Annotated in this window: 20 protein-coding genes, 1 tRNA gene and 1 pseudogene; 15 read left to right on the top strand and 7 right to left on the bottom strand. The window is 44.6% G+C overall.

The window, feature by feature from the left end:
• The 5 genes and pseudogenes from ABIX36_RS16595 to ABIX36_RS16575 all read left to right on the top strand — a co-directional run.
• A partial coding sequence (locus ABIX36_RS16595) for an AraC family transcriptional regulator (protein ID WP_348083279.1) occupies positions 1–677 on the top strand: 677 nt, incomplete at its 5' end.
• 64 nt (positions 678–741) lie between these two features.
• Positions 742–936, top strand: a complete 195-nt coding sequence (locus ABIX36_RS16590; protein ID WP_348083278.1) for a DUF1259 domain-containing protein — start codon at positions 742–744, stop codon at positions 934–936.
• 77 nt (positions 937–1,013) lie between these two features.
• Positions 1,014–1,454, top strand: coding sequence for a hypothetical protein (locus ABIX36_RS16585; protein WP_348083277.1), 441 nt, complete (start codon positions 1,014–1,016; stop codon positions 1,452–1,454).
• Between the two features lie 39 nt (positions 1,455–1,493).
• The gene (locus tag ABIX36_RS16580; RefSeq protein WP_348083276.1) at positions 1,494–1,658 is read left to right on the top strand and encodes a hypothetical protein; all 165 of its coding nucleotides are present in this window, start codon (positions 1,494–1,496) and stop codon (positions 1,656–1,658) included.
• A 249-nt stretch (positions 1,659–1,907) separates the two neighbouring features.
• Positions 1,908–2,144 (top strand): annotated as a pseudogene (locus tag ABIX36_RS16575) (winged helix-turn-helix transcriptional regulator); the annotation flags it as partial.
• On the opposite strand, the gene ABIX36_RS16570 reads toward ABIX36_RS16575, so the two are convergent.
• Entirely contained in the window at positions 2,077–2,394 is a 318-nt protein-coding gene (locus tag ABIX36_RS16570) for an Arm DNA-binding domain-containing protein (RefSeq protein ID WP_348083275.1), read from the bottom strand. The pseudogene ABIX36_RS16575 and the gene ABIX36_RS16570 sit on opposite strands and share 68 nt — an antisense overlap.
• Positions 2,395–2,774: 380 nt before the next feature.
• Positions 2,775–2,848: transfer RNA gene (locus ABIX36_RS16565), tRNA-Pro, on the bottom strand.
• 600 nt (positions 2,849–3,448) lie between these two features.
• Here ABIX36_RS16565 and ABIX36_RS16560 point away from each other — a divergent pair.
• Positions 3,449–3,736 carry a hypothetical protein gene (locus tag ABIX36_RS16560; protein ID WP_348083274.1) on the top strand — a complete coding sequence of 96 codons (288 nt, stop codon included), beginning with the start codon at positions 3,449–3,451 and terminating at the stop codon, positions 3,734–3,736.
• Positions 3,737–3,771: 35 nt separating this feature from the next.
• Positions 3,772–4,683: a PhzF family isomerase gene (locus ABIX36_RS16555; RefSeq protein WP_348083273.1), complete on the top strand. Its 912-nt coding sequence runs from the start codon at positions 3,772–3,774 to the stop codon at positions 4,681–4,683.
• Positions 4,684–4,853: 170 nt separating this feature from the next.
• Here ABIX36_RS16555 and ABIX36_RS16550 read toward each other — a convergent pair whose 3' ends face one another.
• Positions 4,854–5,831, bottom strand: coding sequence for an NmrA/HSCARG family protein (locus ABIX36_RS16550; RefSeq protein WP_348083272.1), 978 nt, complete (start codon positions 5,829–5,831; stop codon positions 4,854–4,856).
• Between the two features lie 184 nt (positions 5,832–6,015).
• Between ABIX36_RS16550 and ABIX36_RS16545 the strand changes: the two genes are divergently transcribed.
• Positions 6,016–6,318, top strand: coding sequence for a helix-turn-helix domain-containing protein (locus ABIX36_RS16545; RefSeq protein WP_348083271.1), 303 nt, complete (start codon positions 6,016–6,018; stop codon positions 6,316–6,318).
• Here the strand turns inward: ABIX36_RS16545 and ABIX36_RS16540 are convergent.
• Entirely contained in the window at positions 6,305–6,559 is a 255-nt protein-coding gene (locus ABIX36_RS16540) for a hypothetical protein (RefSeq protein ID WP_348083270.1), read from the bottom strand. The two genes, ABIX36_RS16545 and ABIX36_RS16540, sit on opposite strands and share 14 nt — an antisense overlap.
• Positions 6,560–6,859: 300 nt before the next feature.
• On the opposite strand from ABIX36_RS16540, the gene ABIX36_RS16535 reads away from it, so the two are divergent.
• Positions 6,860–7,120, top strand: a complete 261-nt coding sequence (locus ABIX36_RS16535; RefSeq protein WP_348083269.1) for a hypothetical protein — start codon at positions 6,860–6,862, stop codon at positions 7,118–7,120.
• Positions 7,117–7,611, top strand: a complete 495-nt coding sequence (locus ABIX36_RS16530) for a helix-hairpin-helix domain-containing protein (protein ID WP_348083268.1) — start codon at positions 7,117–7,119, stop codon at positions 7,609–7,611. Before ABIX36_RS16535 ends, ABIX36_RS16530 begins: the two co-directional genes overlap by 4 nt.
• A 329-nt stretch (positions 7,612–7,940) precedes the next feature.
• Here ABIX36_RS16530 and ABIX36_RS16525 read toward each other — a convergent pair whose 3' ends face one another.
• Entirely contained in the window at positions 7,941–9,833 is a 1,893-nt protein-coding gene (locus ABIX36_RS16525) for an AAA domain-containing protein (protein WP_348083267.1), read from the bottom strand.
• Positions 9,834–9,848: 15 nt separating this feature from the next.
• Positions 9,849–10,472 carry a hypothetical protein gene (locus ABIX36_RS16520; RefSeq protein WP_348083266.1) on the bottom strand — a complete coding sequence of 208 codons (624 nt, stop codon included), beginning with the start codon at positions 10,470–10,472 and terminating at the stop codon, positions 9,849–9,851.
• Positions 10,473–10,557: 85 nt separating this feature from the next.
• Here ABIX36_RS16520 and ABIX36_RS16515 point away from each other — a divergent pair, with 85 nt between their 5' ends.
• Both ABIX36_RS16515 and ABIX36_RS16510 read left to right on the top strand, forming a co-directional pair.
• A complete protein-coding gene (locus ABIX36_RS16515) occupies positions 10,558–12,570 on the top strand; it encodes an AAA family ATPase (RefSeq protein ID WP_348083265.1) in 2,013 nt (670 codons plus the stop codon).
• Positions 12,571–12,794: 224 nt separating this feature from the next.
• The gene (locus ABIX36_RS16510) at positions 12,795–14,279 is read left to right on the top strand and encodes a TonB-dependent receptor (RefSeq protein WP_348083264.1); all 1,485 of its coding nucleotides are present in this window, start codon (positions 12,795–12,797) and stop codon (positions 14,277–14,279) included.
• Between the two features lie 29 nt (positions 14,280–14,308).
• On the opposite strand, the gene ABIX36_RS16505 is transcribed toward ABIX36_RS16510, so the two are convergent.
• Complete coding sequence (locus ABIX36_RS16505; protein WP_348083263.1) at positions 14,309–16,198, bottom strand: beta-L-arabinofuranosidase domain-containing protein; 1,890 nt, start codon at positions 16,196–16,198, stop codon at positions 14,309–14,311.
• A gap of 179 nt (positions 16,199–16,377) precedes the next feature.
• Between ABIX36_RS16505 and ABIX36_RS16500 the strand changes: the two genes are divergently transcribed.
• From ABIX36_RS16500 to ABIX36_RS16490, 3 genes are all read left to right on the top strand, one after another.
• A complete protein-coding gene (locus tag ABIX36_RS16500; protein ID WP_348083262.1) occupies positions 16,378–16,845 on the top strand; it encodes a hypothetical protein in 468 nt (155 codons plus the stop codon).
• A 77-nt stretch (positions 16,846–16,922) separates the two neighbouring features.
• Positions 16,923–17,348 carry a DUF1801 domain-containing protein gene (locus ABIX36_RS16495; protein WP_348083261.1) on the top strand — a complete coding sequence of 142 codons (426 nt, stop codon included), beginning with the start codon at positions 16,923–16,925 and terminating at the stop codon, positions 17,346–17,348.
• A 162-nt stretch (positions 17,349–17,510) separates the two neighbouring features.
• Positions 17,511–20,369: a pitrilysin family protein gene (locus ABIX36_RS16490; protein ID WP_348083260.1), complete on the top strand. Its 2,859-nt coding sequence runs from the start codon at positions 17,511–17,513 to the stop codon at positions 20,367–20,369.
• The last annotated feature ends 44 nt before the right edge of the window (positions 20,370–20,413 follow it).

Genomic DNA, 20,413 nt, shown 5'->3' with positions numbered 1-20,413 from the left:
CAGGGGATGTGATCTGTTCTATTCCTGGTGAGATCTGGAGCTGGCCAAAACAAACCGCAATGCAAGGCTATGTATTGCTATTTGAAGAAGAATTTCTTTTTTCATTCTTTAACGATAAACAGTTTATAAACAAATTCAGGTATCTGAAACATGGCCGTACTTCTCCGTTGATACGGCTTAACAAAAAGCTCTTTAAAAACGTTATAGGATACCTTGAGCAAATAAACAATGAAATCCAACTGGGCGTGAGCAGCAGCGAACATGTGCTCCGGGCATTGGTCTATCTGATCCTGGCATTGCTTGAACGGGCAGAGATTGTACAGGTTAAGACGATCAACACCACCACGAAAGAAGAACAAGCCAACAGGCATATTCAGGCTTTCGTACAATTGGTAGATGAACATTATTTAAGATCTCATGATGTTCAGTTCTTTGCCGACAAACTTTTCATAACGGCCAATTATTTAAACAGGATGACGAAAGAGTATTTGGGGGCAACGTCCAAATCGTTTATACTTAATCGGGTTATTCAGGAAGCAAAAAATTTACTCAACTACACCAGCCTATCAGTTGCGGAAATCAGCAATCAATTAAAATTTGAAACGCCGAACTACTTTGTCCGTCTTTTCCGAAAGTATGTGAGGATGACACCAAAACAATACCGTGATAAAACATAAAAGTTCACAAAAAGAGAACTTTGATGTTTAATTATTAATTTGGTTAATTCTTCTTGAAGTAAACGTGGTGATCAAAACGTTAAGAGCGAATAATATCGAAGTGGTAGCCGTGCATAATCAAATGCTGAATGATAAGCCACATATGATATTTCTGCATTATTTGGGAACCGGCCCCGCATTGGAATTGGCTAAAGCGTTCAGGTCTGCTTTGGATGAATTGGGTAAGAAACAAGCAAGTATGGGTGGTATGAAGATGTGATCTTCCGAGATCAGGTGGTGTTGTAATTAGTTACATTTTAGCAACATTCGCCATTTAAGCCGACCATATAAAGCTATATGAATCTACTGCATTATAACTATTTAACCACAGATTATCAGGGATATGAATTCTACAGTGAAGGGCGAAAAGAAAGCATAAAGAAACTGGTGACATTCGCAATGATCCAGGAAGAACCGGTGATTTACAATTTAGCATTCGGAGATGCCGATCCGGAAACAGGTTTGATGAATGATTCGGTCACAAGTAATAATGAAGATAGAGATATCGTTTTGGCAACAGTCGCTAACACAGTTAGTGCCTTCTGTGATCATCACGGAGATCATTTCATCTATGCTAAAGGAAGCACACCTGTAAGAACAAGACTTTATCAAATGGGTATTAATGGTATAATAGATGAGATTAGTGTTGATTTCAACGTATATGGAGTTATAGGAGATACTGCATATGTATTTGAGAAAAATGTAAACTACGAGGCATTCTTGGTGAAGAGGAAGTAAAGTTGTAACTTTGATAGTAGAAAAAAGAAAGGAGTTATTATGCCAGCAATTAAGAAAGCAGATACTAATATTAAGTATAGTGGTGGTGCTACTGTAGTATCAGGATTAAAGAGCCATGCTAATGATCCTTTTGTTGTTAAAAAGAACGAAGAAGCGAAGATCGCTGTAAGCAAACTGGCTTTACCAAGCACGGAAAAGAAATAAGCATCTTTAAAGATCAAAATACAAAGGGCTGGAATTATCCAGCCCTTTTTTGTTATCTATTAACCTAATTTTCCCCGATGTTATGTAAACCTTTTACCCGGTAATGTGTCCAACTCAATTGTGAACGCAGTGCGTTCACAATTGGAAAGAGCCTGTAAAATTGCCGGAAGTGGTTTAAATTCCTTGCTGAAAAAGCACTACCGAACTTAGGTAGCAACTGTTCCGAAATAAAAGGATCTATCAGATCACACCAGGCGGTTTGGTGAAATAGCGGCACGGATGCCGGCTATATCACGGAACGTGTTAAGTGAACAACTGAAGGAACTGGAAGAGGATGGGTTAATCAATCGCGAGCAATTCAAGGAAATCCCTCCACGCGTAGAATATTCTTTAACCGAGTTGGGTAAGCGTCAGGCCTTTATTTCATTGTTCCCGCAGCCAAAATGTTTTTCATGGTGGCGTTGTGATACTCAACAATGGTATTGAGGGTATGCTCGGAGTCTTTGACGCCGGCAAAAAGGTTTTTCAAGACTTCGGCAGTGATCACTTTCTTTTGTAATTGAAGGTCGTGATAATAGCCGGCCATCATGCCACGCAGTTGTTCCAGGTGCGAATTCAACTGCTTCAGCTCATCATTTTTAGGTCGGGCTAACCCTTTTGCCTCATTCCAGTCGTCGGCATGGACCTGGCGTTTTAATGCCACTTCCGAGCGGCTTTTGTTAACGACTATCCGCATGTAAATAGCTAATAATCAGTTCTTTCCACGGTTTTCCCTCAGTGCGAAGTGAACCCCGAATGTGTTGCTTGTTCTCATTTGCTGAACGTTTTTAAGATGATTAAAAAAATGTTTTGGACTGTTATGGCCAAAACTGTTCACCGGAAAGAAAAAAAAGTGATCTAAATGCGTCCTTTTTAGTCTAAATTTAAATGATGCAATTATCTGTACATCAGTAGGTTAGACCTTTTTTGGTGAACAAATCTAAAAAATGGATTCTGTTCACCTTATTGTTCACATAAAGCGAGGAATAGTATGTACTGAAAAGGATTTGAATAAAACAAAAAACCCTGTAAATGAGACATTTACAGGGTTTTGATACTTCGTGGTATCGCATTTCGTCGGGATGGCAGGATTCGAACCTGCGGCCTCCACATCCCAAATGTGGCGCGATACCGGGCTACGCTACATCCCGTTCCGATTGGGATTGCAAAAGTAGGATTTTAAATTAAGTTACAAAACTTTTTTTGAAACATTTTGCGTTGGTCGCTCTAACAAATTCATTTGCAAAAACTTAGCTGTGATAATATTTTTTGGACTAAGCTTATTTAGCGTCATTTGCTTTATTTATACTTAAAATACTACAAATGTAGTATTGATGGGCTGTTTAATTTGCTGTCACTTTATGCCAACATATAACTAATGCAGTAATCAAAAATATTAAATAAGATCTTTCTACCGGGGGGTGTTAGTGAAAGCTCGGTGTCCAGCGATGGCCCGGGCTTTTTATTTTACCTTAACCAGTTGATTCCGTAGCCTTTAAACCATTGGACTGTGTTTGTAAGGGTATTAATCTAATTTAATACTCAAGAATTTAATCTGTTCAAAGTTTTACGGAATTAGTTGGCTGTAATTTCAGAACAAGGTGATCAACAGGACCGGAATATCCACTCGCATTCCATACGGTTCGCGACCTGCCGGAACTATTGATCGCCGGGCGTGAGCGTCAATACTTGCAGTCGTTTTTAACTATCGCATATTCAACACCGGCGGTATAGGGCGGCAAGACCTGTAGGTGTTCACCGAAGCCTATTCTGCACCCGGGGCAATTCGCGCAGGACTCGAAGTATATCGCGCTTTTGATCAGGATGTCCTGGATAACGAGGAAATCCTTAAGCAAAAAGGTAAGCTTTCAATACCCGTATTGGCTGTGGGCGGAGAAATTAGTACGAGTGGATCGCTGATGGAGGGTATGATGAATGAGGTAGCAGACAACGTTACTGCAATTAGAATAGCCAGAACCGCACACTGGGTGGAGGAAACCCTGAAGATTTTTTATCTGCATTTCTCGCATTTATTATAAAATAAGCACATACTTGTAAAATTGAATCACTGGTTATGAAAAGTAAATACCACGTTTATCAGATCAATTCCTTTACTAACGAAGCCTTTACCGGAAACCCTGCCGGAGTTGTATCCAATGCCAACGGGCTTACGGAAGCTCAAATGCAGTTGATTGCAAGGGAGATGAACAATTCGGAAACTGCTTTTATTTTTCAGCCCGAAACCAAAGATGCCGGTTACGATGTAGAAGTTAGATTTTTCACCCCGACAACAGAAGTTCCTATCTGCGGACATGCCACCATTGCTGCCCATTACGTACGGGCGTTAGAGAAAAAGGCTTTACCAGGACAAACCTTTTTCCAAAAAACAAAGGCGGGCATTTTGCCGGTTGAGATAATTGGCGATGAAGAAAACATCAGGATAAAAATGACGCAGGGGCAGGCAAGTTTTAGAACGATTGCATTTACCGACCAGCAATCAATTCTACAGGCGCTTGGCATAACCGAGGATGAAAGGGACGCAAACTGCCCCATTCAGATCGTATCCACCGGCCATTCAAAAATTATGATTGGGATAAAATCCAGGAATAAATTAAATCAACTTTCGCCGGAACTTAATGAACTGGTTCTATTGAGTAAAAAACTTGATTGTAACGGGTTTTTTGTTTTTTCCTTTGATTCTGAGGACCCGCAAATTTTGACATATGGGAGAATGTTTGCACCCGCAATAGGTATTGCCGAGGATCCCGTCACCGGAAATGCCAACGGCCCATTAGGTGCGTACCTGGTGGAAAACAAAATTGTTCCACATAATGGAAGAAACTTTTCGTTTATTGGCAAACAAGGGGAGGCCCTGAAACGGCCGGGTACCGTAGCCGTTAGTGTCGGAATTTTGAATGATCACCCCGTAAAAATTGAAATAATTGGAAATGCCGTGAGCGTTTTTAAAACCACCATTGAAATTTGATTGGTTATGCAAAAGTATTATGAATACTGATACCACACCAAAAACAAACAATCGATTTTTTTTAAATAGATAAGTATTAAAAAGGGGAACCAGATGAGATATCAAGGCTTGTAAGCACAAAAGTAGATTACAAGTTTATCCAATACCAGGAGCTGTTAAAGCGGTAATGTTCAGTACGAAAGTTTTTGTCCCAGCCAGCCAGTGGTACGCAGAAACTGTTCCCAACTGAGGCTATCCGGATTTATTTGGCGGCTCCATAGCAAGTCGCGATCTTTCCTAAAATAGCCATATTCAACTGCGTATTCTGCCATCCCCATAATTTCATCCACTAAAAGCTCATTTGAAATAAAATCGGGGAAATGATGGAGAAAATCCTCCCGGCTAAATGCGGAACTGTATTCAGCTTTCTTGCCGGTTACCCGGATAAAAGTTTCAACCATTTCGCGGGGTGAGATCATATCGCCAATTACCGGCAGGGATTTGCCTGAGTACTTACCCGGATCAGAAAGGATTTCCAAAACAGCCGGACCTGTGGCTGTAAGCGGATCAACAAATGGCGCAGGGAAGTCCTCCGGTAAATAAATTGGAAATACAAGTTTATCGCCCTGCTTAACAGGAGTGTAAAACTCTATTAAATTGGTGTAAAAAAAAGCCATGTAGATAAACGAGCTCATAACCGGTAGCGTACGAATGTATTCCTCTATTTTTGCTTTGTCTGTAAAATGTGGCGCGAACTTTTTTCCTCCCGTAATTTGATCTGCATTTTCCAGGCTGCTAAATAAAATATGCCGCACGCCGGCTTCGGTCGCCGCGTCTGCTAACTGTTTACCCAGCGCAAACTCGTGAGTTGCCGGAGGAGCGATGCCTGGCGTCATCATGAACAAGCCTTCCGAACCACGGAATGCTTCTACAAATTCTTTTTGATAGCCCACGTCGAGTGGCAATGGCACTAATTCAACTCCCTGCGCTAAAAGGCTAACCGCCTCAGGTGAATCAACCCGGCGCGTGAGGCCGCGTACACGATACCGGCCGCTTTGAAGCAAGGTGCGAGCTACACTAAGCCCTTGTTTACCCAAAATACCAACTATGGTGATAAGTGGTTTATCTCCTTTTTTCATTATCTGCTGATCCTTTAAATTGATTGTCATGTCCACTGTTTTTAAATAAAATGCAACTATAAAAAGTATAGTTGCAAAACTATTTATAGTTGAATAAATTTGCAATAACTATCCATTTGGATAGCGTGATCAAATGAATGGTATGAGAATAGAATGTAAAAGCGATCTTATAAAAGTCAGGAATAAATTATACCCCTGTACGCTGAGTATAGCCATGGATCTGGTTGGCGGAAAGTGGAAAGCGGTTATGCTATATCATTTAAAAGGGGATAGTAAAAGATACAATGAGCTTAGAAAGGAAATGCCTGGTGTTACCGAACGGACATTGAGTTTGCAATTAAAGCAATTGGAGGAGGATGGTTTGATTTTGAGGCAGGTGTATGGCGAAAAGCCACCTATTAAAGTGGTTTACAGTTTAACTGATTTTGGTAAGTCTTGCATTCCGGTACTTGATGCAATTACCGGTTGGGGCAATCAGATAGCTTTACAAAAAGGTGAGTTTATCAAAGGATCTTAAATGCGTTCCTCAGTGGCTGCGGAAACCAGCTAACGGCCTGGTCGTCCCAAAATTCTAAGTCCTCATAAAACATATCTGAAGGGAGCGGACCAGAAGATGGGTGATAAATTAAAAGCGGCTTGAAAAAGTTTAACGCTGGCTGAGCCCGGTGCAGTTCGATGCCGGCCTGTTGAAAATCGCTGTAACTAAGTTCACCCAGGGTATTCATAAAATACGGGCGATACGCGATAAATGAATTCACCAGGTATTTCTGCGTTGCGCGGAAAATTAGTAAATTAAATTATCGTGAATTCGCAGTAAATAATTAATAACAGCTCATGTTTACCCTAAACATGACTGGATGAAAAAAACTTTGATTTTTATTTGCTGCAGTCATTTACTACCGCTTGAACTTGTTGCGATGAAAATAGGTGATACGGATACCCTCGCCGGCGGATCAACTTCTAAATGAATAATACCTTAAATTGAGGATATATAAAATATGCTAATATTTTTAGTATAATTCATTCTTTTTTACATTTTTTTCTTCACTTTTGCTTTGATGAGAAGTAAGTTGTTCGACGAGCGGCCTAAAACGGCCAAAACTGGTGCGGAAAGATGGGTTCGCATATTGCCGGATAAGGGTGATGGCTATCAGCTTTATGATGCTTTACAGGAACGCTTTATCGGCCGCATCCTTTTCGATACCGATGACAATTGGATCTACGATGGCGAAGTACTGAACATAACTGAACAGGAAGACGTAGCTGGTTTTATTAGCGGCAATCAGAAAGAAATGGATAATTTGATCAGAGGCCTATGAAAAAGAACGTTGATTTTGAGCTGACAACCGTTGAAAAGCAAAAATTAAAAGAACAGAAGATCACTCGGCGGATGCTGCGCGACTACGCGCCTGATGAGATCGCGGCTTTACTGGGCGCTTCACCGCAACGTGCCAAAGAACTGGCCGCGTTGGCTGAATTTCAAAGTATTCCGTCGCTGGGGATCGGCTTTGCCAAAGAGCTGATCACGCAGGGTTATTACTCACTGGCGCAATTGAAAGGAAAAAGCGCGGTGGAATTGTTTGACGCCTATGAAAAGCATTGTGGCTGCTGGGCGGACCCCTGCGTGGAAGACTCCTACCGCCTGCTTGTTCACTATATCGAGCATCAAGATGAAACTAAGCGCTGGTGGAATTTTACGAGCGAGCGTAAAGCTTACCGTAACCGGTACGGCTTTCCACCAGACCGGCCAATGACCGCCTGGTACGAAACCGACAAATACGCAAAGATGAAAGTTGACAAGAAAGGATAAAAATGGAGCAATTGTGATTTTTTCCAGAAGGCAGGCAAAGTAAGGGGGCGTCTTCCTGATTATTTGAGATACCTTCCCGGGCTGTTCAGGCAAGAAAAAGGTAATTTCCTTCTCCAGCAATTTATTGCGGACGCGTGAACGCCGGAATTAAAAAAACAATAAACTATTCTTCTATTACTATGACTTTTCTGAAAACCAATTTGCAAATGGTTCCATCTTATACATATGATCAAATGTGTTTCTATCTGGGTACTTTTGTTGCTTACCCCAATGTAATGCTGCCGCGCCTTTTTTGATAGGTAGTAGCTTATTTACGGCAAGATGTTTCTTTATATACCATACTCCCACGCACTTTGATATGCGCCACCCTGTTCGGCATATTTTACCATATCGGCATAAAAGGGCAGGCGGGTGATGGTGGCGCTATCGCCAACGATCACCAGTTTTTTTCGGGCGCGGGTCATGGCTACATTTATCCGGCGGATATCCGAGAGGAAACCAATCGTGCCCTCGGTATTGCTCCTGGCCATGCTGATATATACCACGTCGCGCTCTTGTCCCTGGAAACTATCAATGGTATTAATACTTATTTTATCCGCGTGGACGTATAGGGGAGAGGCCTCAAACAGTTCTTTCAATAACCTTACCTGGCTTTTATAAGGGGATATAACAGCAATGGAAGGGAAATCAATATTGTGTTCTTTCAGTTTTTCGGCAAGATTGTCTAAATGTTTAAATACAAAAGCGGCCTCATCGGGGTTAACCGTACTGGTGCCATCTGCTTTTTCATCAAAGCCACAGCCGGCTGTATCTACAAAACTCATGGGCATATCGCCCGCGAACAAAAGGTGCCCGGCTACTGATGCGTTTGCTTTTAAGCGGCTGCCATAAAATTCAGCTGAAGAAAAGCCCATAATGGCCTCGTTCATACGGTATTGTTCCTCCAAAAGCGTAACCGCGCCGGGGTGACGAATGGCGGATTTCTCCAGCAGGGTAGTGCTTAGTCCATTTTTTGCGGCCTTGTCCGATTTAATGGTTGGGGCTAACTGGAAATGGTCGCCGGCCATGATAACTTTCTCTGCTTTCAATATCGGGATCCAGCAGGCGGGTTCCAGCGCCTGGCCTGCCTCATCAATTACCACTGTATGATACTTTTTATCGCGTACGGTATGGTGATTGCAGCCAACAAGGGTAGCGGTAATTACCTGTGCTTTTTCCACCAGGTCGTCAATAATGAATTGTTCAATTTTGCCCACATCTTTTATAATGCGATGCGCTTCATCAAATAATGCTTTGCGTTGGTCGCGCTCGCGTTTGCCAAAACTGCGTTTATACTGATGCGCCATGTTTTTATAACCCGCAGCCTGTTTTTTTAACTGCTTTGCGTCTTTCATATAACTGTGCGCCGCCATTTTGCTATCGAGGGTTAAAGCAGTCAGCTTTTCAGATACCCTGGCCGGGTTGCCTATCCGCAGTACATTAAGCCCTTCTATAGCCAATTTCTCACTCAGCAGATCTACCGCCGTATTGCTAGGCGCAACTACCAATATTTGTTTTTCGTTTTGTTGAATGAGGTGTTTTATTGCCTGTACAATGGTGGTAGTTTTACCCGTACCGGGGGGGCCGTGCACAACGGCAAGTTCGTTAGCCGCAAGTATTTGTTGCACGGAGGCAGCCTGTGATGGGTTTAAATTTCCTGATGTTACCTCGCTTATTTCTGCCGAAAATGTTGGTTCATCTTTACCCGTTAAAACGCGGATCAGCTTACCCTCTGGTTTATCGCTTAACGCGGATGCTTGCTTTAAAGCGTCCTGCATCTCGTCGTAGCTATTGTTATCAAAAAGCAATTCCACACCCAGTTTGCCATCGCGCGACCAGTCGGGCAGTTCATCAGTAAATAAGGTGATCTTCAGCCTGTCGCCGCCCTGGTAGGCGATGGCACCCTCCACGCGGTCGGTACCGGCATTGTGGTTAGAGAACAAAACCGCCGGTGCGCCAAACCTGAATTGATGCGAAAGGTCTTTATGCGTGGTCCGTTCAAGTTCAACGGTTATGTAATCGCCACGACTTGGCTCCGATCCGCGGATGGCGATAGGATACCAGGTGATGCCGGCTGCGCGCCTATCCGTAACGGAGCTGCTTTGGGTGAGTTTTAAATAAGCGTCCCGGTCTTCCTCGCGTTCAGTTTTCAGTAGATGCAGCAGGTTTTTAAAATAGTCCATCGGGGGCAAAGGTAATTAAACCGTTGTTGCAATCTCCATTTGAGGTCGATACCCATTCCCAAAAGCGTTCACCACCGAGCGCGGTGTTAACACATTTACAATTTGGTGTATTGGAAATGCTACCGCCTTCTCATATCCATCGGGCGACCAGCGATACAATTGCTTATCAGCCAAAAGATAAGCTGCGTTTGCAATTTCAATAAAAGTACCACCTGGTAAATCGTTGATATCAGCTTCAAAAGTTACTTTGCCATTGTCGCGGTTTATGCGCTCGCTGTGCAGTATTTCATCTATTTTGCCGATCAGTACATTAGCCGGGAAACCGTACTCCGGGTTTCCTGCCAGCCAGGCTGCCTTAAAGCGTTTGGCATCTTCGCGGCGGCATTCAAAACATGGGCGGTGGCCGGCAGAAAATGCAGTGGCCTCGTCAAGGAAAAACAATTCGGTCCACAGGTTTGGCGCCATTATCTCGCGGTGTCTTCCTTTAAATTGCAGCAGGCAAATGATCCAGGCCCTGTGCTTAAAAGGCCTCAGAATAGTTTTGCCCTTGTTATGCAGTTGCCCGCGGTTACCCAGCCAGGCCCCGCGGGCACTTGTTTTGATAATGTCGCCATGCGGATCAACACGGTTTTGCAGCATTGTTAATATAATTTGAAGATAAGTCCCGATTATTTTTAAACACCGGCAATATACTAAATAAATTAGTATTAGCTTTGCCGTTATCATGAGCACGATGAACCCGGCAATGCAGCTGGCAAACGACTATCTGGAAAGTACAAACACCATTGTATTTTTAACAGGGAAGGCCGGCACCGGTAAAACCACCTTTTTACAGCAGCTTAGGCAGACTTCAAAAAAAAAATTAGCGATAGCGGCACCCACCGGGGTGGCCGCCATAAACGCCGGTGGCATGACTATTCACTCACTGTTCCAGATCCCGTTCGGGCCGCTTATTCCAGCCGGTAATGATAACCCCGAACTGCATTATAACGATGAGAAAAAAGAGCTTTTAGACAGCCTGGAGCTGCTGATCATAGATGAGGTAAGTATGGTAAGGCCCGATGTGCTCGACCAGATAGACCTGATCCTACGGAAGATTAAAGGCTCGCCTTATCCTTTCGGCGGTGTGCAATTGCTGCTCATTGGCGATCTTTCGCAACTAAGCCCCATCATCCGCGATGAGGAATGGCGCATCTTGAACCGTTACTACAAAACGCCTTATTTTTTCAGCAGCCTGGTGATGCAAAAGGCCAGTTATGTGCGGATAGAGCTGGATCATGTATACCGCCAAAAAGAACAGGCTTTTGTGGATATCCTTAACGAGGTGCGGAATCAAACCATTAGTCCGCAAAATTTGGCGCTGCTTAATGCCCGCCACCAGCCCGGTTTTCGCCCTACAGCCGAGGAGCCTTATATCACTTTAACTACCCATAACAGCATCGCGCAGCAACTGAATAATGAATTTGTGGAAGCGCTGGCCGGTGAAGAATTTGAATTTACCGCCACCATACGCGGTGATTTCCCAAGGGATGCTTATCCTACAGAAACTAACCTGAAGCTGAAAATAGGCGCGCAGGTAATGTTTGTAAAGAATGACGGCTCTGCCGAAAAGTTGTTTTACAATGGCAAAATAGGAATGGTAACCCGGATAGAAGGTAGCACCGTTTTTGTACAAAGCGGGCACGAAAGCCGCGAAATAGCTGTGGAAGCGGTAGAGTGGAACAATGTGAAATACCAGATAGAGGAGGAGCAGATCAACGAGACTAATGCCGGTAGTTTTGCACAGATCCCGCTAAAGCTGGCCTGGTCTATAACCATCCATAAAAGCCAGGGACTGAGTTTTGACAAGGCCATTATAGATGTTTCGGAGGCATTTGCGCACGGGCAGGCCTACGTTGCGCTAAGCAGGTGCCGAACGTTATCGGGCATGGTGCTACGCAATCCTATATCCGCTCAAAATATTATAGGCGACCCGGCTGTAGCACATTTTAATAAAAGCGCAGAAGCCATTAAACCAGATGGTCTCAGCCTGGAACGCGATAAGGAACGGTACCGGCATTTCTTGCTGGCTGAATTATTTAATTTTAATGGCTTAAAAACAGGCATAAAGGGCTTTGAATTTTTAGTGCCCGGCCTGCAACAAGACGTGTTGGAGGTGGCAGAAAAGTTTATGCGGCGGGCAGAAGTTGTTGATGCCGACAGGATACAAAAAGCCGCGGCTTATTTCCTGGATAAACTAACCCTGGCTACCGAAGGTTTGCACCGGCAGATGCCCGGCTTTATAGGTCAATCTGTAGAAAAAGCAGCTAAGACTGATAAATTGATGCAGTGGATAATGGCCAGGATAGCGTTAATGGCGTATTTTTCGAAAGCGATTTTTACAGGCGATGCTTACCTGGAACAAAAGAAAACAGCCCATGCAGAGTCAATTGCAGATAAATCGCGCTCTTACTTAAAGGCGCTTAATGCCAAACCCAACGAAGATTTTTATGTGCAGTTGCTTACCTGGCGAGATACAAGAGCCGCAAGTGACCGGGTAATGCCAAGTATGGTGCTGTCTGAGCAGGCTGCAGCCACCATCGCCGAAAAGCTGCCTGCAACGCTGAAAGCGCTTAGCAGCATCAAAGGTATTGGCCCGCAAAAGGCAAGCATATACGGTTCCGATCTGATCACCATGATCAGGGTTTATCAGCAAGAGCTGGCAGGTATAGATACCGAGCAGGGGAGTTTGTTTTAACCAAATCTGGTTTATTGTCCCCACTATTTTGCGGTCTTTAACAGCTTGTGCCTCTGTAGCATTATAAAGTGCTGGCCCCAAGAGCCCTCATTGCCTACTTTTCATCAACTTGTAATATTTTTTTTGATTTTGCCAACCAGCACGGCTGTTTCAGCAAAAAGTCGTATTTTTAAACCATCTTATCGTCGCAAATAGGAGCAGGGCAAATAATTAACAAAAAGCGTATGAGTAGCATTCATAATAAAGATATCGGCACAAAACAAAAAGCGCTTGCCATTAACCTCGACCCAACAATTTACGGCTCCTTTGCCGAAATTGGCGCAGGGCAGGACGTTGCCGCAAATTTCTTTAAAGCCGGCGCATCATCAGGCACTATAGCCAAAACCATGTCGGCCTATGATATGATCTTCTCCGACGCTATTTACGGCGCGCAGCAAGGGAAACGCTATGTTACCGAGAATCGACTGATATCTATGCTGGAGCGCGAATACGGCTTGCTGATAGAGCGGCTGGAAGAGCAGCGCGGTAATAACACCACCTTTTTTGCATTTGCAGACACCGCTTCGGCGCTTAACTATCATAAAACAAATGATGGCCACGGCTGGATGGGCGTACGCTTTCAGATGGAGCCTAACGGGCTGTTTAATGATGTGGTACTGCACGTAAAATTACTGGATAACGATAATAACCTGCAACAGCAAGCGGTAGGTATATTGGGCGTAAACCTCATATATGCCTGTTTTCATTATAACGATAATCCATCGGTATTTTTGCTTTCGCTGATGGATGAGCTATCTAAAGAACGGATCCAGATAGATATGATCCGTTTTGAGGGGCCAAACTTTACCAAGGTAGATAACCGCCTGATGAGTTTGCACCTGGTGAAATACGGTTTTTCTGACGCGGCGGTATTTGGCCCGGACGGTAAAAACCTGCAACCATCGGAGGTGTTGTATAAAAAACATATCGTGGTGATCCGTGGGCGTTTCAGACCCATCATTAACGTGCATTTGGATATGCTGAACACTGGTGTTAAGCAGTTTATGCAGGAACCCGATGTGGATAAGGAAAATGTAATAGTAGTTACCGAACTTACCCTACAGGCACTTAAAGAACGCAATGCCGCCGATTCCGCCGAAATAGACGAGAAAGACTTTTTAGATAGGGTGGATATCCTTTGCTCGCTTGGGCAAACGGTACTGATCTCTAACTTTCACGAATATTATAAACTGGTGGCCTATTTGTCTAAGATCACCAAATTGAAGATGGGGGTGGTATTGGGTTATCCCAACCTGGAGTATATTTTCTCTGAAGAGCATTATAAGGACCTTGCCGGCGGCATCCTCGAATCCTTCGCAACGCTGTTTAGTCGTAAAGTAAAGCTATTCATCTACCCAACGCTGCGCGATGGGGTGATTTGGAACTGCCTGCGCTTTTACCCGCCACCACATTTGATTGATCTTTACCGCTACCTGATAGCCAATAATAAGATAGAAGACATCAGGCATTACAAAGAAAGCAACCTGCACGTACAAACGGATAGGGTGCTGGAACTGATCAAAGAAGGAATTGCCGGTTGGGAAGAATTTGTGCCCACTGAGGTAGCCGCCATGATAAAAGACCGCTGTTTGTTTGGCTACCACTGCGATGTGCCTGTTTCTGAACCAGAAACCATCCCTGGCGTAGATAAGCAGATCAGCGAAGCGTAACGTAACTCAGATCAGGTTGTCTTGATGCCTTATTCCGCGCTTGGATAAACCAATTGCACCAGCCATACCTTATAAAATGAATTTACACTTCCGTTGCCTGCCGATGCATAATCGCAAAGGGTTACGCTTACGGGCGGAGCGCCGTTCTCGGTGTAAGACTCGGGGATGAAGCTGGCTTTGTATAGCATCAGTATGTCATCGCCCGTGGTGTTAGGGGCTTCGCTTAATGCTATGTAGCCGTTCGCGTCTTTTACGGGCTTTAAAACGGCTTCTATTGAAGGGCCGCCAAAGCGGGCATCCCTTGCTAAAATAACAGGGCCACGCATAATGGCAATGCTGTGGGCAGGGGTGAGGGTTTCTATCAGCCGACCACGCATATCCAGCTCAAGCGATATTTTATAACCATTGCTCCATTTGCGTTTTATTGTGGCATTGCTTCCGGGCTGCAGGTTTGTAATTGCTTCACCGTTTACACTTAGCTTCGTGTTTTTACTCCATGCCGGTATGCGGATGGCAACTTCAAATACTGCGGGTTTTGGCAAGGTAAGTTCCATTTCAATACTCCCGGACCTGGGGTAGATAGTGCGTTGGGTGAGCGTAACATCATCCCCCATGCATTTAAGTTTAAATGTTCCATCAGCAAAGTAGTTAACCTGTACACCTACTTTTGTAGTGGTAACCATTTGCAGCGGAATGTTGAACAAACCCCGCGGGCCGCTGGCTTCACAACAATTCAGGCCCATTCCGCATTGCTCGCTGCCGGCCAGGCGCTGCCCGTTTAATGGTGTGTACTTGGCCCAATTGGCCCCGTGCCCGTTCATGGAGCCTAAAAGGGCATTGTAATAAGTGCGCTCGGCCTCATCGGCGTATTTAGCTTGACCTGTAAGGCGCAATAACTGGCCGCATGGTTTTAGCCAGGTAACGGTTACGCAGGTTTCCTGGTAATGGTTTATAGGCGTACTTTGCAGCGCTTTGCCGCCAAACCACATCTCTGTAGAAGCGCCGGAACCGGCTATATTGATCTCGGTATCGCGGATGTTCGCCCAAACATCTTCCACCGCTTTTTTATAGGCCGGGTTGCGGGTAATGCGGTATAATTCCAGCAACCCCTCATAGCACGACATCATTTCGTAGGCTTTCTGCCCCTGTTCCGGGCTGTACCAGTTTTTTGGGCGGGGGAAACGTTCGCTCACATTTACGTTTGCCTTACTTATCAGTTGCGGACCTTCGGGTGTTTCCCATTGGCGAACGATCTCTAAGGCAAAATCAAGATATTTTTTATTGCCCGTGCAGTTATAAAGCAGGCAAATTGGCTCCAGTACTGATGAGGCCGCCATACCGCGGTAGTTCCCTTTGTTTACAATTAGGCCATCCTTTTTATTCAATTCGCTGATGAGGTTGTCGGCAACCTTTACGGCACTGGTTAAACTCCATTTAACTTTTGTAATATCGTAATAGGCCAGCAGCCCCAGCATGCAATATTTGCGGCCCCAAATGTCCCACTCTTCTAAACGGTGCGCTTCGGCATAGTTACCAATATAACCATCCGGCGTTTGGGTGGCCAAAAGCCCGGTTACCGCCTTATCCAATACGCTCTTCAGTTTTTTATCCGGATGGTATTGGTAGGCAAGCGCTGCCGAAGTAAACCATTTACCCCAAAACTCACTTTGCCATTGGCGGGTCTCGGTACGGTTTTCGGTTTTAAAGGGGGCTATCAGCCGGTCTATATCCTGGGCGAGTATGCGGTTGTCTACGGATTCCTGCATGCGCTTGGCGAGGTAATCATTCAGCTGTGCGGATAATGCGGGCGAGATGGCATCTGATACCGGCTGCAGTTTATTTGGCTGGGCAAAAGCGTCGGCACAAAAAATAAAAAGCGCCACAAGTAAGGTGCAGGTGATAGCTGTTAATTTTCGCATAGGCAGGGTTTAATAATTGGTTGGGGGAAAGGTTGTAAAACCTTCCGCTTAAAATTATAGATTTTTATTGGAATGGTTTATGTTAAGGTGTGGTGAACGATATTAAATAATAATTAAATCCTAAATGCTTTGTCGCGAAAGCAAATTTACCGCCGTATTATTGATTAAACACAAGCGCTATGAGATATGCTATTCTTATCCGTTACTGCCTGTTAGTTGCTTTTATAGCAATAAGCATCAGTTCCTGTAAAAAATCCGGAAATTATACAAAGTCGTTAATAGGTAACTGGAACGAACCGGCAATGCCGTCGGGGTTTAGACGGAATTTGGTGTTTTATAGCGATGGTACGTTTACTGCTGCATTTACTACCTACCCAAGCCCTTTATCGGGCGGGATCTCCTTCACAATTACTACAAGTTATTCAGGCACATTTACTGTTAAAGGCGATAGTTTGCTTACCAATATTACAACTATGGCAGAGCAGGAAAATACAAGTACGCCGGTTACCTCGCCGTCTACCCAAAAACTTTACGAGTACGCCACCTTTAAAGTAAGCGGCAATACGCTGATGTTAAAGTATACTACCTATCCCGCAGATGCCCCGGTTGCTACCGAAGCCAAATTTACACGGGTATTGCCCGATTAACAAAAAACAATATGCAAACGAAAAATTCGGGTAACCTATTTTTTGATTAAAAGCTGGTAATAAATATATTAGCTTTCATGAAAGCCGCCAAAACCCCGCAACTTCTTGCAAATACGCCCGAAGTGGATGACTTTATGCAAAAGCTCGACCACCCGTTGAAAGATGTGCTGCAGGCACTAAGGGAAGTGATTTTGGCTGCCGATACTGAAGTAGGGGAGCACATCAAATGGAACGCCCCAAGTTTTTTATATACAGGGGAAATGCCCTCGTTCGACCCTAAAGAATACAAGCGCCATATCATCGTATCAAATTTTTTCAAGCAGGATTGCATTAGGCTGGTTTTCCCAAGCGGGGCCAAGTTGAACGATACATTCGGAATGCTGGAAGGCGATTACGCCGACGGGCGAAGGATTGCCCATTTTTTTAGCCTGGCGGATGTAGAAGCCAGGAAACCCGCTTTGCAGCAGTTTATAAAAACCTGGCTTTCACTTTTGGATAAATAGCCCCACAAATTACACTCACGACCCTCAGTCACAAATGTGTTACACGGATTAAATTGCTTGTTAAAAGTATTAATCAGCAAGTAAAATTTATTAATATTAACTTTTACGTAAGTCTCTTTCAGTTAAGAGCTGCCCAATATTGCTTAACAAACAGAAATACAAATGATTAGATCATTAAAGAGTGCGTTAATGGTGCCCTCGCTGGCATTTATGACGCTTGCAGCTACCGCGCAAACGGCGGTAGGGCCAAAGCTGGTGGAGAAAGTAACCCGTAGGAGCACCGAACTGGTGATCCCGTATGAAAAATATGTATTGCCAAATGGCTTAACCATCATATTGGCAGAAGACCACTCAGACCCCCTTGTGCACGTAGATGTAACCTACCATGTAGGTTCGGCACGCGAGGAGATTGGCAAATCGGGTTTCGCGCATTTCTTTGAGCATATGATGTTCCAGGGAAGCGAGCATGTTGGGAATGGCGACCATTTTAAGATCATCACCGAAGCTGGTGGTACCCTAAACGGATCTACCAATCGCGACCGTACTAATTATTACGAGACAGTACCGGCTAACCAACTTGAAAAAATGCTTTGGCTGGAATCTGACCGTATGGGCTTTTTGCTGGATTCGGTAACGCAGCGCAAATTTGAAGTGCAGCGTGCCACGGTAAAGAACGAGCGCGGCCAAAATTATGATAACCGCCCTTATGGCCTGGCGGGCGAAGTAACCTCTAAAAACCTGTATCCTTACGGGCACCCATACTCGTGGTTAACCATTGGCTATATTGAGGAGCTGAACAAAGTAGGCGTAAACGATCTGAAGAACTTTTTTTTAAGATGGTATGATCCAAATAACGCAACCATCACCATTGGTGGCGATCTCAATTCAAAACAAACATTAGCCTGGGTTCAAAAGTATTTCGGCGGAATTCCGCGCGGACCGGTTGTTAAAAACGCATCGTTCCCGGCACCGGTTTTAACGGCAGACAGGTATGTTTCTTACGTAGACAACTACGCTAAACTACCTTTGCTGTCTATCACTTATCCCGGTGTAAAAATTTACAGTAAGGATATGTCTCCGCTCGATGCTTTATCAGAGATTATTGGCCAGGGCCGTAACTCTATCTTTTATAAAAACTTTGTAAAAACACGTAAGGCTGCGCAGGCTTCCATGAGTTCGTCAAATACCGAACTTGCGGGAGAGATCACCATTCGGGTACTGCCATTCCCGGGGCAAACCCTGGCCGATGCGCAAAAGCTGGTTGCCGAATCGCTTACGGAGTTTGAAAAAACCGGCGTAACCGACGATGCACTCACCCGTTTCAAAGCAAGTGCCGAAGCTAATTATATCAACAGTTTGTCGAGCGTGAGCGGCAAGGTATCTGAATTGTCACAGGCACAATACTTAACCGGCAACCCTAACCAGATAGGCCGCGAACTGGCCGATATCCGCGCGGTAACCAAAGAGGATGTGATAAGGGTTTACAATCAATACATCAAAGGTAAACCAGCTGTAATTTTAAGCGTATTGCCAAAAGGCGGTACCATTGTAGCGGCAGCCGCCGATAACTATACTGTAAATACCGCTGGCTACAAAGCGCCTGATTATGGTTACAACGGCCTGGTTTACAAAAAAGCCAAGGATGGCTTTAACCGTACCGTTAAACCGGGTGTGGGTCCAAACCCCTCTATCAAAGTTCCGGCTATTTGGAGCGCTACCACCGCAAATGGCATCCAGATCATCGGCACCCAAAACCGCGAGATCCCGTCTGTATCTATGCAAATGTCTATAAAAGGCGGCGGCATGTACGCGGTTAGCAACCCGGCTAAAGCGGGTGTAGCAGGCTTTGTTGCCCGGATGATGAACGAGGATACCAAAAACTACACTGCCGAGCAATTTAATTCGGAGCTTGATAAGTTAGGTAGCAATATTTCCATTTTTGCAGGTAGCGACGAGATAGCAATAAGCGTATCATCGCTCACCAAAAACCTGCCTAAAACGATGGTGCTGCTACAGGAACGCCTGTACAACCCCAAGTTTACACAGGATGCTTTAGACCGTATAAAAAAGCAAACCTTAGAAGGTTTTAAACAGGCAAAAACACAACCGGCGGGTGTTGCATCAACCGTTTATAACAAGATACTTTACGGCACCGATAACGTGCGCACCTATTCAACAGGTGGTAACGAGGAAACTGTCGCGGCTATCACGCTGAAGGATGTGCAGGATTATTACGACAAATATTTTACCCCGTCGCAAACTAAAATTGTGATAGTAGGCGATGTTAACGAAGGTACCGCAAGGGGTAACCTGGCATTCCTGAATACCTGGGCAGATAAAAAAGTTACCATCCCAACCCCGGCAGAAGGTAAAACCTTTGATAAAACAACCCTTTACCTGGTTGATATTCCTAACGCTGCCCAATCGGAGATCCGCATTGGTTATTTAGACAAGCTGAATTACGATGCAACCGGCGATTACTACAAACTGGGCATTGCCAACTATATTTTAGGCGGCGCGTTCAACAGCCACATAAACCTTAACCTGCGCGAGAAAAGAGGCTGGACCTATGGCGCGCGCTCGGGCTTTAGCTCAGGCAAATACGGCGGCGACTTTACAGCTTCGGCGGGTGTATTGGCTACCGCTACAGATAGCTCTGTTGTGGAGTTTATGAAAGAGATTCGCAACTATCATGCAAATGGTATTACGCCGGAAGAATTGAAGTTTACCCAAACTTCCATCGGCCAAAGCGACGCACGCCGCTATGAAACCAATGGGCAAAAAGCGGCCTTCCTGTCGCGCATATTGGAGTATAACCTAAAACCAACTTATGTTGACGAGCAGAACAAGATCCTTTCTGCAATTACCCCGGCTGAGGTAAACCAACTTGCCGCCAAATACCTAAATACCGATAACATGATTATCCTGGTGGTAGGCGACAAGGCAAAGATATTACCGGGCCTGCAAAAATTAGGTTACCCCATTGTAGAGCTTGATGCCGATGGTAAACTAAAGCAATAAGTAAACGCATTATAATACCGAAGCCGCCTTTAAATTTTTTTAAA

It is taken from the genome of Mucilaginibacter sp., assembly GCF_039925265.1.
In the GTDB taxonomy this organism is placed as follows: Bacteria; Bacteroidota; Bacteroidia; order Sphingobacteriales; family Sphingobacteriaceae; genus Mucilaginibacter.
The sequence above is the reverse complement of the archived record's forward strand: the minus strand, read 5'-3'. Positions and strand labels throughout refer to the sequence as shown.